Below are 15,556 nucleotides of genomic sequence, written 5' to 3'. Positions count from 1 at the left end.
GCCGTCAACGACGACTCACCCCACCGTGACCGGGACCACGCTCAGTGCGGTGAGGTCGACGTCCGGGTCGTCGAGGACCGCCGGGTCGATCGTCGGCTGGTCGGCGATCAGGATCCGCGCCGCCCGAACGTCTTTCGGGCGGCCGATCGTGATCGCTCCGACCAGGCGGCCCGCCCTCCTGGTGAGGGCCGTGAAGTCGAGACCGTCGACGTCGCCGCGCACCACCAGTTCGTCGTCCGCCCGCGGCCACCCCGCCACCTGCAGGTTGACCCCGTACTGGGACGTCCAGCACCACGGCACCTCACGCCACACCTCGGCGACGCCCCCGGTGAGCTCGGCGAGCATCGCACGGGCCGCTGCCGCCCCCTGAGCCTGAGCGGTGTTCCAGTGTTCGGCGCGGAACCGTTCGCCGAGAACGGGATTGGGAGTGTTCGCGACGTCACCTGCGGCGAACACGCCCGGTTGGGAGGTCGCGAAGCGGTGGTCGACGACGACACCGTCGTCGACCACCAGTCCCATCCTTTCGGCGAGGGCGGTGTCGGGCGCGGAGCCGACCGCAACGAGGGCCGCGCCCGCCGACCAGTGCCTACCGTCCTCCGCGACGGCGCGAACGCCGCCTCGGCCGTCCGCAGCGAGCACGTCGAGCCGGACAGACGTGTGCAGTGCCACACCGTTGTCGCGGTGCAGCTTTTCGTAGCGCGCGCCGATCACGGGTGGGAGCATCCGGTGCAGTGGACGCTCCGCCGTCTCGAGCACCGTGACCTCGGCGCCGAGACCGCGGGCCGTGGACGCGACCTCGGACCCGATCAGCCCTGCCCCGACCACCAGAACCGTGTTGGTCCGCTCGATCGCCGCGCGAAGTACCGCCACGTCGCCCGCGGAGCGCAACGTGAACGCCGCATCCCCCGCGTCGTGCCCGATCGTGCGGGCACGACCCCCGGTCGCCAGCAGGAGGGCGTCGTAACCGAGCGTCTCCCCGGTGCCGAGTTCGACCACCCGACGGTCCGGGTCCACCGACTTCGCGGTAACCCCGGTGCGGACGTCGATCTCACGCTCGGCCCAGTAGCCGGCCGGGCGCAGCCAGGTCCGCTCCGCCGGAACGGACCCGGCGAGCAGTTCCTTCGACACAGCGGGGCGCCGGTACGGCACCGCCGGGTCGTCGCCGATCACCGTGACCGACCCCGTGAAGCCTTCGGTCCGCAGGGTCTCCGCGGCGGTGATGCCCGCGACACCGCTTCCGACGATCACCACCGCGCTCACGGTCGCGCGACCTCGACCATGTCGAAGTCCGCCTTGGCCGCGCCGCAGTCGGGGCAGCTCCAGCCGTCGGGGATGTCGTCCCAGCGGGTACCAGGGGCGATCCCGTCCTCGGGCCAGCCGAGTTCCTCGTCGTACTCGAATCCACACTGGGCGCAGCGGTAGAGCTTCATGACGCAATCTCCTCGAAGTCGATCTTCTCGCGGACCCCGCAGTCCGGGCAGCACCAGTCGTCGGGCACCGACCCCCATGCCGTGCCGGCCGGGAAGCCTTCGCGCGGAGCCCCTTTCGTCTCGTCGTAGACGTACTCACACACCGGGCATCGATACGCGGACATCACGCCACCCCGTACTTCGCATAGATGCGCTCGCGCTTGGCGGGCGCGACGTTGACCCGGGTGATGTCGCCGTCGTAGTGGTCGAGGACGCGGTGGTCCATGACGCGGCGCCAGACCGGCGGAAAGTACGCGAGCGAGATCATGCTGGCGTAGCCGCTCGGCAGGTTCGGCGCCCCGTCCATGCTGCGCAGGGTCTGATAACGCCGCGTCGGATTGGCGTGGTGGTCGCTGTGCCGCTGCAGGTGGTACAGGAAGATGTTGGTGCAGATGTGGTCGGAGTTCCAGCTGTGCACCGGGGCGCAGCGTTCGTAGCGGCCGCTCGCGGTCTTCTGGCGGAGCAGGCCGTAGTGCTCGAGGTAGTTGACGGTCTCCAGGAGCGAGAACCCGTACACCGCCTGAATCACCAGGAACGGCAACACCTCCCAGCCGAAGCCCGCGACGAGCGCCGCGTACAGCACGACCGACATGAGCCAGGCGTTGAGCACGTCGTTGTGGATGCTCCAGGTGCGCTTGCCGAGCCGCTCCATGCGGGTCTTCTCGAGTTCCCAGGACGAGATCAGGCTGCCCCAGACGCTGCGCGGCAGGAAGGTCCAGAAGTTCTCGCCGAACCGAGCGCTGGCCGGGTCCTCCGGGGTGGACACACGCACGTGGTGGCCGCGGTTGTGCTCGATGTAGAAGTGCCCGTAGAAGGTCTGGGCGAGGGTGATCTTCGACAGCCACCGCTCCAGGTCGTCCTTCTTGTGCCCCAGTTCGTGCGCGGTGTTGATGCCGATGCCGCCCATGACGCCGATGCTCAGCGCCAGCCCGATCTTCGAGACCAGGCTCAGGCCACCGTCGACTCCGAGCCACGCGAGGTTGTCGGCGGTCCAGAGGTAGCAGGCGAACACGAGGCTCGCGAGTTGGAACGGGATGTAGACGTACGTGCAGTACCGGTAGTAGCGGTCGTTCTCGAGCTGTTCCATCACCTCCTCCGGCGGGTTCTGCCCGTCCGGCCCGAAGAAGACGTCCAGGATCGGGAGCAGCACGTAGACGAGGATCGGGCCGATCCACCACAGCACCGGCGAGACCGCGCCCGCGCCCAGCTCGTTGAGTCCCCAGACCAGGCCCGTCGCCAGGAAGACCGCTGTCGGCGGGATCAGCCCGAGCAGCCACAGGTGCCTCTTCCTGTCCTGCCACTGCACGGCGGTCTGCCCGTCCGCCACTGCGTTGTACGTCTTCACCACTGGCCTCCCTACCCAAGAGTCGGTGTGAGTCACACCACTTGAGATTGGACAGTACGCCTATCAATGTCGTGTGTCTATACATATGACGTCATATGTAAACAGCGCTGGTGGGCGTGGGCACAGACGACGACGGCCCCCTGGCAGTGAGCCAGGGGGCCGTCGGTGACATCGAGGGTCGGGGACCGCCGGTGTCGCGGCGCTACTTGCCGCGATGTCTCGGTTCGTCGGGACCGCCGAGGTGATCGAGGGCTTCCGACGCGAGGCCCGGCTGCGGGCGCTGACGCTTCCCGACCAGTGAGTGCCTGCGGCCGTACGCGAAGTACACGACGACGCCGATCACCATCCACACCACGAACCGGATCCACGTCTCGACGGACAGGTTGAGCATCAGCCACAGGCACGCGAGGACGGCGAGGATCGGGATGAGCGGCACCCACGGCACCCGGAACCCGCGCTCGAGGTCGGGGCGGGTGCGGCGCAGCACGACCACGCCGACGCACACCAGCACGAACGCGAACAGGGTGCCGATGTTGACCATTTCCTCGAGGGTGCCCATCGGGAAGAACGCGGCGAGGGTTCCGGAGATGACACCGACGATCACGGTGATCCGGACCGGGGTGCCACGCTTGCCCGTGTGCGCCAACTGTCGCGGCAGCAGGCCGTCGCGCGACATCGCGAACGCGACACGGGTCTGGCCGAGCAGCATCACCATCACGACCGTCGTCAGGCCGGCGAGGGCACCGAAGTTGATCACCCACTGCGCCCAGGTGATGCCGTGGAACTCGAACGCGGTCGCCAGCGTCGCCCCCTCCCCGGAGAGCTCGGTGTAGTTCACCATTCCCGTCAGTACCAGCGTCACCGCCACGTACAGCACGGTCACGATCGCGAGCGACCCGAGGATGCCGCGGGGCAACGCCTTCTGCGGGTTCTTGGTCTCCTCCGCGGTTGTCGCGACGACGTCGAATCCGATGAACGCGAAGAACACCAGCGACGCCGCGGCGAGCAGGCCGTACCACCCGAACGTGCTGCCGCCCGCTCCGGTCAGGAACGAGAACAGCGACTGGTGGATGCCCTCCCCGGTATCACCCGGCTGGGACGGCGGAATGTACGGCGAGTAGTTCGATCCGGTGATGTAGAAGGCACCGACGACGATCACCAGCAGGACGACCGCGACCTTGATGCCCGTGATGACGGCGGACACCCGCGACGACAATTTCGTTCCGGTGGCGAGTACCACCGTCAGTGCAGCGATCAGCAGCACCGAACCCCAGTCGAAGTCGCGTCCGCCGATCTCCAGGACGGTCGACTCGACGCCGAGGACGTCCGCGAGGTAGAGCGACCATCCCTTCGCCACGACGGATGCTGCGAGCGCGAACTCGAGGATGAGGTCCCAGCCGATGATCCACGCGACGAACTCGCCGAACGTCGCATACGAGAACGTGTATGCGCTGCCCGCCACCGGCACCGTCGACGCGAACTCGGCGTAGCACAGCGCCGCGAGGCCGCAGGCGATGGCGGCGAGCACGAACGCCAGCGACACCGAAGGCCCGGCCACGTTGCCCGCGGTCCGGGCGGTGAGCGTGAAGATGCCCGCGCCGACGACGACCGCGACACCGAAGACGGTCAGATCCCACGCGGTCAGGTCCTTGCGGAGTTTGCTGTCCGGCTCGTCGGTGTCGGCGATCGACTGCTCGACCGACTTGACCCTCCACCGTCCGCTCCGATGCCCGGATGCTCCGCCCGGACCCTCGTGCTCTGCCATCGCAGTCCTCCTCGACTGGGGTTCCGGTCCGAGCCTATTGCCCGGTCGCGTTCCACCCACGAATTTCCTCAACCGGGCCAGGCGTCGATTCGGCAACGCCTCGCCCTACCGACCGGAAAGGGCCCGGCTCAGCCGACCGTCGCACTGAACACTTGCGCCTCGGATCGCGCGGTGACGGTCACCGGGGGATCCGAAGCCGCGATCCACGCCGACTCACCCCGCGCCAGTTCGAGGTACTCGTCGCCGCAGCGGAGGGTGACCGACCCGGCGGTGCACAGCAGGATGCGCGGCCCGGTGCGGCCGAGTACCGCGGTCGACGACTCCGGGGTCAGGTCGATGCGGGACAGCGCGAATTCGGGTGCGGGCGTGTCGTACACGTACACGGCCTGGTTGTCCGAGGACGGGGTCGCGACACGAGCGGGTCCGGTCAGGGGCTCGAAGTCGAGGACGCGCAGCAGCTCCGGCACGTCCACATGCTTGGGCGTCAGCCCACCGCGCAGCACGTTGTCGGAGTTGGCCATCACCTCGACGCCGAGACCGTGCAGGTACGCGTGCAGGTTTCCGGCAGCGAGGTAGAGCCCCTGACCCGGTTCGAGCGTGACACGGTTGAGCAGGATCGATGCGAGGACGCCCGCGTCACCGGGGTACGACTCGCCCAGCTCGAGCACGGTCCGTACCTCGGGCGCGAACTCGCGGGGCCCGGCAGACCCGGAGAGGTACCGGACGCACCCGTCGAGGATTCGCGGTAGCAGCGACGCCAGCGACGGCTGTGGCAGCGTGATCCACGTCGTGAACAATGCCCGCAGCCCGGACGAGTCGGGTTGGCCTTCGAGCAGCGAGATGAAGTGGTCGAGTTCGGGAACGTCCAGCGCGCGGAGCAGCGAGACGGTGCGATGCGGATCGCGGAACCCCGCGAGCGCCTCGAACCGTGTCAGTGCGACGACCAGCTCGGGCTTGTGGCTGTCGTCGCGGTAGTTCCGCACCGGCGCGTCCCGCGGTATCCCCGCGGCTTCCTCCCGCGAGTAGCCTTCCTTCGCCTGCGCAGCACTGGGGTGCGCCTGCAGGGACAGCGCTTCGTCCGCCGCGAGCAGTTTCAGCAGGAACGGAAGTCGGTCACCGAACCCTGCCCGTGCTCGCGGTCCGAGTTGACCCGCCGGATCGTCCGCGATGCGGTCGAGCAGAGACACCGTCCCGTCGCCGACCCGCAGGCGGGACGGGTTCGCCGGATGGGCACCGAGCCACAGCTCGGCCTCGGGATGGTCGGACGGGACCGGTCGACCGCACAGTTCGGCGATCGCGGTGCGCGAACCCCAGGCATACGTGCGGAGCGCGCCCTGCAGTGAATGCACCTACCGACCACCGATCAACCGCAGGTACGCGGCGGCCATCTCCAGTCGGACGGCAAGTACCGCCAACTGCTCCATCTCGGTGCGCTCCCCCTGAGCGGGACCGCTCACGGCCCGACCCGTCATCTCACTGTCCCCTGTTCCGAATCGGTCTACCGGTGCGAGTTCCTCGTCTGCCGCTGCCGTGACCAGCTCTGCGTCCGCAAGTGCTGCGAGCCGCCGCGATGTCGTGGTGCGCGACTGGGCCGTCGCGAGGACGAACACCCGCGCAGGCGTCACGGGGGCGGGACCGTCGAGCTCCTCGTCGTGGAAGATCGGGTCGTAGCCGGGCGACAGGTCCCCGGCCCCCGAGAGCAACGCCGCCGACGCCAGCACGTCCGACAGTCCCGCGGCGGCCGCCGACGTCCCCGCCCCGCACAACAGCATGTCGGTCGCGTGTCCGGCCAGCGCTGTCGTCGCCGCACTGTCCCCGGCGACCACCACACGCCGGTTCTGGAACCGAACCGCGAGGGACTTCGCCGGATTGTGGAACACCTCGGCGGACGGGTGGTTTCGCGTCGCCTCCCCGTCCAGGACGTCCGCGAGCCCCGCGAGATCGGGCAGGGCCTCGCCCCGGCCCGAGTCGAGGGATCCGAGCACCGCGAGTCCCGCCGCGAGGTAGCGCAGGAACCCGTTCCGGTCGGACGTGCGAACCCGCGGTGCGAGCACCGCGCCCCGTCCGGCTGCGGCCGCGCGCAGCGGGCCCTCGTCGGGTGCCACCACGACCAGTTCGGCACCGCGGCGAAGGGCGGAGTCCGCGGCCGCCAAGAGCCGCGGATCGCCTGCGTCGTCCCCGGCCACCACGACGACGTCGAGTGATCCCACCCACGGCGGCACCACAGGCGCGTGCACGATCGGAAGTCCGAAGTGCGGGCCGACCGACGCTTCGAGAACGGAGGCGGCACGGGCCGCGCGGCCACCCGAGGTCACGAGGACGACGCTGCGAGGACGCATGTCCCTGACGCGATCGATCAGGCCCTCGGCGACGGCCTCGGCGACCGACCTGACCTGTGCCCCACCGAGTGCTGCCGCACGCATCGCGCCCTCGGTGTCGGCGGCGGCGACGCTCACGGCGTCGTCGAGATCGAGAAGGGGTGATGGAGCCGTCATGGCAACCTGCCTTTCTCTCACTGACCGATGTCGAACCGTCCGGACACACAGTGCCCGATTCGACCATTCTCGCACCGCCGGGAGGGCGCGTGTGGTCGCCTCGTCACGCCCGTTCTTCGCGGTGCGTATCGATTGGGGTGTTCCGTACTCCGGCCACAGGCCTCGGGTCGGTCAGGCACGCACCACGGCGAGGATCTCGTCGACGAGCGCGTCGACCTGTCCGGGCGTCCGTGCTTCGACGTTGAGCCGCAGCAGGGGTTCGGTGTTCGACGCGCGGAGGTTGAACCAGGCACCGTCGCCCAGGTCCACCGTGACGCCGTCCAGACGATCGACGGACGCCGTGCGGTCGGCGAACGCGGTCAGCACCGCATCGGTCCGTTCCGTGGCATCCGCGACCGTCGAGTTGATCTCGCCCGACGCCGCGTACCGGTTGTAGCCGGCCATCATCTCGGACAGCGGCCGGTCCTGTTCGCCCAGTGCTGCGAGCACGTGCATCGCCGCGAGCATTCCGGAGTCGGCGCCCCAGAAGTCACGGAAGTAGTAGTGCGCGGAGTGTTCTCCGCCGAATACGGCACCGGTCTCCGCCATCTGCTGCTTGATGAACGAGTGCCCGACGCGCGTGCGGACGGGGGTGCCCCCGAGTTCGGTCACCAGTTCGGGCACGGCGTGCGAGGTGATCAGGTTGTGGATGACGGTGGCGCCCGGCTCCTTCGCCAACTCCCGTTCCGCGACGAGCGCCGTCACCGCGGAAGGCGAGACCGGGTTGCCCTTCTCGTCGACCACGAAGCAACGATCCGCGTCCCCGTCGAATGCCAGGCCGATGTCCGCGCCCGTCGTCCGAACGAAGTCCTGCAGATCGACCAGATTCTTCGGATCGAGCGGGTTCGCCTCGTGATTCGGGAAGGTGCCGTCGAGTTCGAAGTACAGCGGCTCGACCTTCAGCGGCAGGGGCCCGAACACCGCGGGCACGGTGTGCCCGCCCATGCCGTTGCCCGCGTCGACCGCGACGGTGAGCCCACGGATGCCGGAGAGGTCGACCAGTCCGGCGAGGAAGGTTGCGTAGTCGCCGAGGACGTCCTGCTCACTGACGGTTCCACGCGGTCCGTCGTGGCTCGGCACGCCGGAGATCACTTCCTGGGTGATGGTGCCGAGTCCGGTGTCCTGGCCGACCGGCTTGGCGCCGGCCCGGCAGAGCTTGATGCCGTTGTAGCGGGCCGGGTTGTGGCTGGCCGTGAACATGGCGCCGGGGCAGTCGAGCAGTCCCGACGCGAAGTACAACTGGTCCGTCGACGCCAGCCCGATCAGAACCACGTCCAGGCCCTGCGCGGTGACCCCGTCGGCGAAGGCGGCCGCGAGTTCCGGAGACGACGCCCGCATGTCGTGACCGATCACGATCCGCGATGCCTGCTGCGTGCCGTCCTGGCGCATGAGCCGGGCGAACGACCCGGCGACGTCCCGCACGAAGTCGCTGTCGAGTTGCTCACCGACGACGCCGCGGACGTCGTATGCCTTGATGACGGCATGGACGGATTCGGCGGTTCGTGCCACTACGGGTTCTCCTCGTTCGGTTGTGCAGTCGAGCGTCGCTGGTCGCCACCCGATTGCGGGCGTTCCGGGATCACCCTAGTGCCATCGGTGCGCGTCCCGCCCGTGCGTCGTTCGCGGGGGTAACCGACCCGGCGAGGTTCGCCGGGCGGCTCAGTTGCCGGGATCGGGCAGTACCCGCAGGTGACCACGTCGCCCGGTGCGGGTCGGGGTCGAGATCGGGGGCGTGATGCGATCCACCGTGGCCCCCTCGCCGCGTCCCGCCTCACGAACCGCTTCGGCGAGCGCCGTCAGGTCGTCCTCGTCCGGGGTGGAGCTGGAGAAGCCGCCCTCGTAGCGGACGAGCTCCCAGCCCTTCGGTGCCGTTATCCGGGAGGCGTGCACCTCGCACAGATCCCACGAATGCGGTTCGTCGACGGTGGCGAGCGGACCGACGACAGCCGTCGAGTCCGAGTAAACGTAGGTCAGCGTCGCAACGGCCGGGTTCTTACATCCGGGCCGGCAGCATCGACGCAGTCCTCTCACGAATGAGAGGGTAGCGCCCCGACCGGCCCCCGCCTACTCGGACACACCGGATCCGGACACCCGGCGCTCGGCGAGCACGCAACGAGTGCGCCGCGACGGGCGTCGGTAGCATCGCCACTCATGCACAGAGCCCGACACGGACGTCCACTGACCTCGCGTTCTGCGGCTCGTCGCGGTCGAGGGATCCGCGGGCCCGTCCTCCCACCCGGGGTACCGGCATGGCGGAGCAGAGCAGAACAGTTCGACATGCTCGTCCTCGAAGCGTTCGCGCCCATCGACACGCGCTGGCACGAACGGATCACGAAACTCGACATCGCGGTCGACGAGGTTCCCAAGATCAGGGCACTCGATCCCGATTCGGTGACCTGGCCGCCGGAAGTGGTTGCCGAGGGGCCGGTGCCCCTGTCCCGCCTGGTGCCCGCAGGGGTGGACCGGCGCGGCAACGCCACCCGTGCGCGGCTGGTGCTGTTCCGCCGGCCGCTCGAACTGCGCGCCAAGCATCCGGACGACCTCGTCGATCTCGTCCACGAGGTGTTGGTCCGGCAGGTGGCGACATACCTGGGCGTGGACCCCGAGACCATCGACCCCGACCTGTCAGACGAACAGGACGAGTGACGGGCCCGGAACCTTCAGTGTTCGACTGTCATTCGATCGACCGCCTGATACAGTGCCGGTCGATCGAATGACAGTCGGCCCGAAACACACACGCGCCGAACCTCTTCGAGATTCAGCGCGTCAGATGATGCCCCGCTTGAGACGGCGGCGCTCCCTTTCCGAGAGTCCACCCCAGATCCCGAATCGCTCGTCATTGGCGAGCGCATATTCGAGGCAATCGTCTCGAACCTCGCATCCGAGGCAGATCCTTTTCGCCTCTCGAGTCGACCCTCCCTTTTCGGGGAAGAACGCCTCGGGATCCGTCTGCGCACACAGCGCGCGGTCTTGCCACTGATCCTCAACGGCTTCGAACATTGCGTCGAAACCGCCTGTGATCAGGCTCAATACAGGGCGATCGCTGACGCTTTCACCCTCGGGCCTGCAGTCGCCCCCAACTGCTCCTGCCATGGAATCGGTCTGCGGTTCGTTGCCAAGCGCGCTCAATCGAATACTCGACTCTTCGTGCTGGATGGCCATCCGTTCCGCCTCCTCACCTTTGATAGCGCAGAACTACCTGACTTGTTGAAATTGCCTCCCCGACAATGTCATTCAGCGGCGCCCCAATAATTCCGCAAGGGAACACGTGTTCGAAAATGGCGGTACAGCATCCATTCTCGGATGGCGACCGCAAAATGACATACACGTGATTACACACGGACCACTGGGCAGGGTCAAGCCGGAAGAGCGAATATTTACCATCCCCGAATCCCATTTCGCCACTAGCACATGTTCCGGCCCGTCAACAGCGTGTCGCACGGCGCACTCCCCCCGACCGACACGACAGGGTGTGCCCGTCGCACCGGGCACCGCCTACCCTCTTGTCCTGTGAAGGTCACAGTTTTGGTCGGTGGTGTCGGTGGCGCGCGTTTCCTCCAGGGAGTGCGGAGCCTGCTCGCCCAGTCCGATTCGGCAGCGGAAGAGCACGAGATCACCGCGGTGGTCAACGTGGGCGACGACGTGTGGATGCACGGCCTGCGGATCTGCCCCGATCTCGACACGTGCATGTACACCCTCGGCGGCGGCATCGACCCCGAACGGGGATGGGGTCACGTCGGGGAAACCTGGAACGCCAAGGAGGAACTCGCCGCCTACGGTGCCAAACCGGATTGGTTCGGCCTCGGCGACCGGGACATCGCAACCCACCTCATCCGCACGCAGATGCTGCGCACCGGATACCCCCTGTCCGCCGTCACGGAAGCGTTGTGCAACCGGTGGCAACCGGGCGTTCGACTGCTCCCCGTCACTGATGACCGCAGCGAGACGCACGTCGTCGTGACCGACCCGGACGACGGCGAGCAGCGCGCCATCCACTTCCAGGAGTGGTGGGTGCGCCACCGCGCGCAGATCCCCACGCACAGCTTCGCCCACATCGGAGCGGACACGGCGAAGCCGGCGCCCGGAGTCGTCGAAGCGCTCGAGGAGGCCGACGTGGTCCTCCTCGCCCCGTCGAACCCGGTGGTGAGCATCGGCGCGATCCTCGCCGTCCCCGGCGTCCGCGGCGCACTGCGCACCGGCCGGGCGAAGGTGATCGGCCTCTCCCCCGTCATCGACGGAAAGCCATTGCGCGGCATGGCCGACGAATGCCTTGAGGTGATCGGTGTCGAGACGTCGGCCGAGGCCGTCGGCCGACACTACGGCGCGCGGTCGGCAACCGGGATCCTCGACGGCTGGCTCATTCACGACACGGACACCGCGGACGTGCCCGGCGTGACTGTGCGCGCCGTCCCACTGCTCATGACCGATCCGGACACCACCGCCGAAATGGCACGTGCAGCACTGGATCTCGCCGGAGTGACGCTGTGACCGAGGGCGCCGCACCGGAACACGCGGGCGACCACGGCGCGGGCGACGGAATCGAGATCCTGCCCGTTCCGGGGCTCCCCGAGTTCCGTCCCGGCGACGACCTCGCCGGAGCGCTCGCTTCCGCGGCACCGTGGCTTCGCAACGGCGACGTGCTGATCGTCACCAGCAAGATCGTCTCGAAGGTCGAGGGCCGAATCGTGCCCTCCCCCACCGACCCCGAAGCGAGGGACGCGGCACGCCGAGCGCTCGTCGACCAGGAGTCCGTCCGCGTGCTCGCACGCAAGGGCCGCACTCTCATCACCGAGAACCGGCTCGGGATCGTGCAGGCGGCCTCCGGCATCGACGGATCCAACGTGCATCCGGCCGAACTCGCCCTGCTCCCCGAGGATCCCGACGCGAGCGCGCGGAATCTGCGGGCACGGCTGCACGACCTGCTCGGGGTGACCGTCGCCGTGGTGGTGACGGACACGATGGGCCGGGCGTGGCGAAACGGACAGACCGACGCCGCGATCGGGTCCGCCGGCCTGCCGGTCCTCCACGGCTACGCCGGATCGGTCGACGCCCAGGGCAACGAACTGCTCGTGACGTCGGTCGCGGTCGCCGACGAACTCGCCGCCGCGGGCGATCTGGTCAAGGGCAAGACCGGCGGCATGCCGGTTGCCGTCGCACGGGGCGTCGCGCTCGCCGACGACGGCTCCAGCGCATCGGACCTGATCCGGCGAGGCGAGGAGGACCTGTTCTGGCTGGGCGCGAACGAGGCGATCGAGCGGGGACGCGGCGAAGCCCTGCTGCTCCGCCGGTCGATTCGCGCCTTTGCACCGGAACCCGTCGAGCCGCAGTCGATACGCGACTCGATCGCGGAGGCATTGACCGCCCCCGCACCGCACCACACCCGGCCGGTCCGGTTCGTGTGGGTGCGCACTCCCGAGGTGCGCAGCCGCCTGCTGACCGCGATGCGGGAGAAGTGGCGCGCCGACCTCACCGCCGACGGACTGGACGACGCCGCGATCACCGCACGCCTGGACCGCGGCAACATCCTGTTCGACGCACCGGAGGTGGTGATCCCGTTCTGCGTCCCCGACGGCGCACACACCTACCCGGACGCCGCGCGCACCTCGTCCGAGCAGACCATGTTCACCGTCGCCGCGGGAGCAGCGGTCCAGGGCCTGCTGGTCGCCCTGGCCACCAGGAGCGTCGGCAGCTGCTGGATCGGGTCGACGATCTTCGCACCGGACGTGGTGCGCGCCGAACTCGGCCGGGACGGCGACTGGCAGCCACTCGGAGCGGTGGCGATCGGCCATCCGACCGAGCCGCTGACGCCGCGTCCGCCGGTGACGCCCGGCGAACTGCTGGTGGAACTGTGACCGCACAGTCCCTGCACGCGTCCGCGCGGGTGGCGCTGACGGAGTGGCAGACGCCGAACGAGGCCGACGAGTCGTTGCGGCACACGATGCTCGCGTTCCTGGACGCGTCCCCGCTCGGGTGCCTGCGCGAGCACGAGCCGGGACACATCACCGCATCGTCGCTGGTGATCACCGAGGATGCCGGGCAGGTGCTGCTCACACTGCATCCCAAGGTGGGCAGGTGGATTCAGCTCGGCGGGCACTGCGAACCGTCCGACGACACCGTCGTCGACGCCGCACTGCGCGAAGCCACCGAGGAGTCGGGTATCGCCGGCCTGCGAATCGACCCGACATTGCTGTCCGCACACACCCACCCCATCACCTGTTCGCTGGGGAAGCCGACCCGCCATCTCGACCTGCGGTTCCTGGTGTGGGCGCCGGTCGGCGCCCAGCCCGTCCGCAGCGACGAGTCGGACGACCTGCGCTGGTGGCCCGTCGACGCCCTCCCCGACACCGCCGAGCGGGACACGATCGACCACCTGGTCGCCCTCGCTCGCCTGCGCTGAGGGCTCCGCCCCGGTTCCTGAATGGCCCATTCATTCAGTTGGACCGAATGAATGGGCCATTCAGGAAGAATCGAGGGCGGGCGGCCAGGTCAGCGTGGGGTCAGTCCGTGGCGGAGATCGGCGCGAGGACGGGCCTGCGTGCGGTGACGTCGTCGCCGGACGACCTGCCGGTCAGGCGTCGACCGAACCAGGGCAGCAGGAACTCGCGGCGCCACGTCGAGTTGATCTTCTTCTGTTCGGCGCGGCTGCGGATGGGCGCGGCGCCGAGGTCAGGCCCCGCGAGGTCGTGGGGCACCGTGAGCGCATCGAGTACCTCGACGGCCATCCGCTGGTGTCCGGCCGTGGACATGTGGAGGCGGTCCCAGTCCCACATCCGGTCGTCGTCGTAGCCGTCGAACCGCCAGAAGTCGACCAGGGTCGCGCCGTGGCGTTCGGCGACCTCACGGACCAGTTCGTTGTAGATGGCGGTGCGTCCCCGCAGGACCCTGAACACCGCGTCCCAGCCCGCGTCGTAGGCGGTCCAGATCGCGACGGTCGCGCCCGCGGCGGTGAGCTTTCCGACGGCGTCGTCGTAGCGGGCAACGAGCGCGTCGATGTCGACGGACGGGCGCATCAGGTCGTTGCCGCCCGCGTAGATCGTCACCAGGTCGGGCGACATCGCCAGCGCGGCGTCCAGCTGGTCGTCGAGGACCTGACCGAGCAGCTTCCCCCGAACCGCGAGGTTCGCGTACGCGAAAGCGTCGGTGCGAGTCGCGAGGTGCTCGGCGACGCGGTCGGCCCAGCCACGGAGCTGGTTCGGCCGCGACGGCGCCGGATCGCCCAGCCCTTCGGTGAACGAGTCGCCGAGGGCGACGTAGCGGTGAAAGACAGGGGCGATCGCACTCACGTCGATCGATCCTGCCAGCGTGCGCCCGGTCACAGCGGACCGGGCCACACTCCTACACGTCGGTGGAGAAGCGAACCCCACCGTCGGGCAACGTGACACCGGGCCACACGCGCGCCCCGCGCAGCAACTCGCAGCGGGCGCCGACATCCGCGCCGTCACCGATCACGGCGTCGCGCACCAGCGCACGCGGCCCGATCCTGGCGCCGAAACCGATGATCGAGCGTTCGACGGTGGCGCCTGCCTCGACGACCGCGCCGTCGAACACCACGGCACCGTCGAGCCGGGCACCGGCGCCGACCTCCGCGCCGCGTCCCACGACCGTCCCGCCGATGAGCACGGCGCCGGGCGCGACACCGGCGCCGGGGTGCACCAGCGACTCTCCGCGCTGCCCCTCGAGTGCGGGCGAGGGGGCGACGCCGCGCACCAGGTCGGAGGAGCCGCGCACGAAGTCCTCGGGCGTGCCCATGTCACGCCAGTAGGAGCTGTCGACGAACCCGAACACCCGCCGACCGTCCGCGAGGAGGCTGGGGAACACCTCGCGCTCCACCGACACCGGTCGACCTGTCGGGATCTTCTCGATGATCTCCCGCTTGAACACGTAGCACCCGGCGTTGATCTGGTCGGTCGGCGGATCCTGCGTCTTCTCCAGGAAGTCCAGGACGCGGCCGTCTTCGTCCGTGGTGACGCATCCGAACGCCCGCGGGTCGCTCACGCGAACGAGGTGCAGGGTGACATCGGCGGCGTGGGCGTCGTGGGAGGCGATGACGTCGCGGAGGTCGGTGCCGCCGAGGACGTCGCCGTTGAACACGATCACGTTGTCGGCGCGCAACTTCGGCAGCACGTTGCGGATGCCGCCACCGGTGCCGAGCGGCTCGGTCTCGGTGACGTATTCGATCTCGAGACCCATCTCGCTGCCGTCACCGAAGTGCTCCTCGAAGACCTCGGCCTTGAACGAGGTGCCGAGCACGACGTGGGTGATGCCCGCAGCCTTGATGCGCGCGAGCAGATGCGTCAGGAACGGCAGCCCCGCGGTCGGCAGCATCGGCTTGGGCGCCGAGAGGGTCAGCGGACGGAGCCGGGTTCCCTTGCCGCCCACCAGAATCACCGCATCAACCGGTTGGACATCCGGCGTCTGTGCGACGTCGTTCGTCACCGTCATG

At 69.0% G+C, this 15,556-nt stretch carries 16 protein-coding genes; 4 read left to right on the top strand and 12 right to left on the bottom strand.

What is annotated here, in order from left to right; translation table 11 throughout:
- Positions 1-15: 15 nt before the first annotated feature.
- From FFS72_RS13325 to FFS72_RS13285, 9 genes are all read right to left on the bottom strand, one after another.
- Entirely contained in the window at positions 16-1,260 is a 1,245-nt protein-coding gene (locus FFS72_RS13325; RefSeq protein WP_249353285.1) for an NAD(P)/FAD-dependent oxidoreductase, read from the bottom strand.
- Entirely contained in the window at positions 1,257-1,430 is a 174-nt protein-coding gene (locus tag FFS72_RS13320) for a rubredoxin (RefSeq protein ID WP_137874385.1), read from the bottom strand. Before FFS72_RS13320 ends, FFS72_RS13325 begins: the two co-directional genes overlap by 4 nt.
- Positions 1,427-1,594 carry a rubredoxin gene (locus FFS72_RS13315; protein ID WP_050065204.1) on the bottom strand — a complete coding sequence of 56 codons (168 nt, stop codon included), beginning with the start codon at positions 1,592-1,594 and terminating at the stop codon, positions 1,427-1,429. The genes FFS72_RS13320 and FFS72_RS13315 overlap by 4 nt, the downstream gene beginning before the upstream one ends.
- Entirely contained in the window at positions 1,594-2,814 is a 1,221-nt protein-coding gene (locus tag FFS72_RS13310) for an alkane 1-monooxygenase (protein WP_137874384.1), read from the bottom strand. Before FFS72_RS13310 ends, FFS72_RS13315 begins: the two co-directional genes overlap by 1 nt.
- 202 nt (positions 2,815-3,016) lie before the next feature.
- Positions 3,017-4,579, bottom strand: coding sequence for an amino acid permease (locus FFS72_RS13305; RefSeq protein WP_137874383.1), 1,563 nt, complete (start codon positions 4,577-4,579; stop codon positions 3,017-3,019).
- Between the two features lie 128 nt (positions 4,580-4,707).
- Positions 4,708-5,928 carry a mannose-6-phosphate isomerase, class I gene (gene manA / locus FFS72_RS13300; protein ID WP_137874382.1) on the bottom strand — a complete coding sequence of 407 codons (1,221 nt, stop codon included), beginning with the start codon at positions 5,926-5,928 and terminating at the stop codon, positions 4,708-4,710.
- On the bottom strand, positions 5,929-7,074 hold the full coding sequence (locus FFS72_RS13295) for a tobH protein (RefSeq protein ID WP_137874381.1): 1,146 nt from the start codon (positions 7,072-7,074) through the stop codon (positions 5,929-5,931).
- Positions 7,075-7,245: 171 nt separating this feature from the next.
- Positions 7,246-8,622, bottom strand: a complete 1,377-nt coding sequence (locus FFS72_RS13290) for a phosphomannomutase/phosphoglucomutase (RefSeq protein ID WP_137874380.1) — start codon at positions 8,620-8,622, stop codon at positions 7,246-7,248.
- Between the two features lie 150 nt (positions 8,623-8,772).
- Positions 8,773-9,144 carry a DUF3499 domain-containing protein gene (locus FFS72_RS13285; protein WP_050064681.1) on the bottom strand — a complete coding sequence of 124 codons (372 nt, stop codon included), beginning with the start codon at positions 9,142-9,144 and terminating at the stop codon, positions 8,773-8,775.
- A 120-nt stretch (positions 9,145-9,264) separates the two neighbouring features.
- Here FFS72_RS13285 and FFS72_RS13280 point away from each other — a divergent pair, with 120 nt between their 5' ends.
- Positions 9,265-9,759 (top strand): metallopeptidase family protein, encoded by a 495-nt coding sequence (locus FFS72_RS13280; RefSeq protein WP_050064680.1) that lies wholly within the window; start codon positions 9,265-9,267, stop codon positions 9,757-9,759.
- Positions 9,760-9,879: 120 nt separating this feature from the next.
- On the opposite strand, the gene FFS72_RS26460 is transcribed toward FFS72_RS13280, so the two are convergent.
- On the bottom strand, positions 9,880-10,113 hold the full coding sequence (locus tag FFS72_RS26460) for a WhiB family transcriptional regulator (protein WP_171018669.1): 234 nt from the start codon (positions 10,111-10,113) through the stop codon (positions 9,880-9,882).
- A 510-nt stretch (positions 10,114-10,623) separates the two neighbouring features.
- Between FFS72_RS26460 and cofD the strand changes: the two genes are divergently transcribed.
- From cofD to FFS72_RS13260, 3 genes are read left to right on the top strand one after another with little or no spacing between them, the layout of a single operon-like run.
- A complete protein-coding gene (gene cofD / locus FFS72_RS13270) occupies positions 10,624-11,601 on the top strand; it encodes a 2-phospho-L-lactate transferase (RefSeq protein WP_137874378.1) in 978 nt (325 codons plus the stop codon).
- Complete coding sequence (locus FFS72_RS13265) at positions 11,598-12,965, top strand: coenzyme F420-0:L-glutamate ligase (RefSeq protein WP_137874377.1); 1,368 nt, start codon at positions 11,598-11,600, stop codon at positions 12,963-12,965. Before cofD ends, FFS72_RS13265 begins: the two co-directional genes overlap by 4 nt.
- Positions 12,962-13,510, top strand: coding sequence for an NUDIX hydrolase (locus FFS72_RS13260; protein ID WP_137874376.1), 549 nt, complete (start codon positions 12,962-12,964; stop codon positions 13,508-13,510). The genes FFS72_RS13265 and FFS72_RS13260 overlap by 4 nt, the downstream gene beginning before the upstream one ends.
- 100 nt (positions 13,511-13,610) lie before the next feature.
- On the opposite strand, the gene FFS72_RS13255 is transcribed toward FFS72_RS13260, so the two are convergent.
- Together FFS72_RS13255 and manB are read right to left on the bottom strand one after the other, a co-directional pair.
- On the bottom strand, positions 13,611-14,396 hold the full coding sequence (locus tag FFS72_RS13255) for an SGNH/GDSL hydrolase family protein (protein WP_137874375.1): 786 nt from the start codon (positions 14,394-14,396) through the stop codon (positions 13,611-13,613).
- Positions 14,397-14,448: 52 nt separating this feature from the next.
- On the bottom strand, positions 14,449-15,555 hold the full coding sequence (manB, locus tag FFS72_RS13250; protein WP_137874374.1) for a mannose-1-phosphate guanylyltransferase: 1,107 nt from the start codon (positions 15,553-15,555) through the stop codon (positions 14,449-14,451).
- Position 15,556 lies beyond the last annotated feature (1 nt).

The sequence above is a fragment of the Rhodococcus sp. Q genome (assembly GCF_005503035.1).
Lineage (GTDB): Bacteria > Actinomycetota > Actinomycetes > Mycobacteriales > Mycobacteriaceae > Rhodococcus_G.
This window is presented reverse-complemented; position numbering and strand designations above follow the sequence as displayed.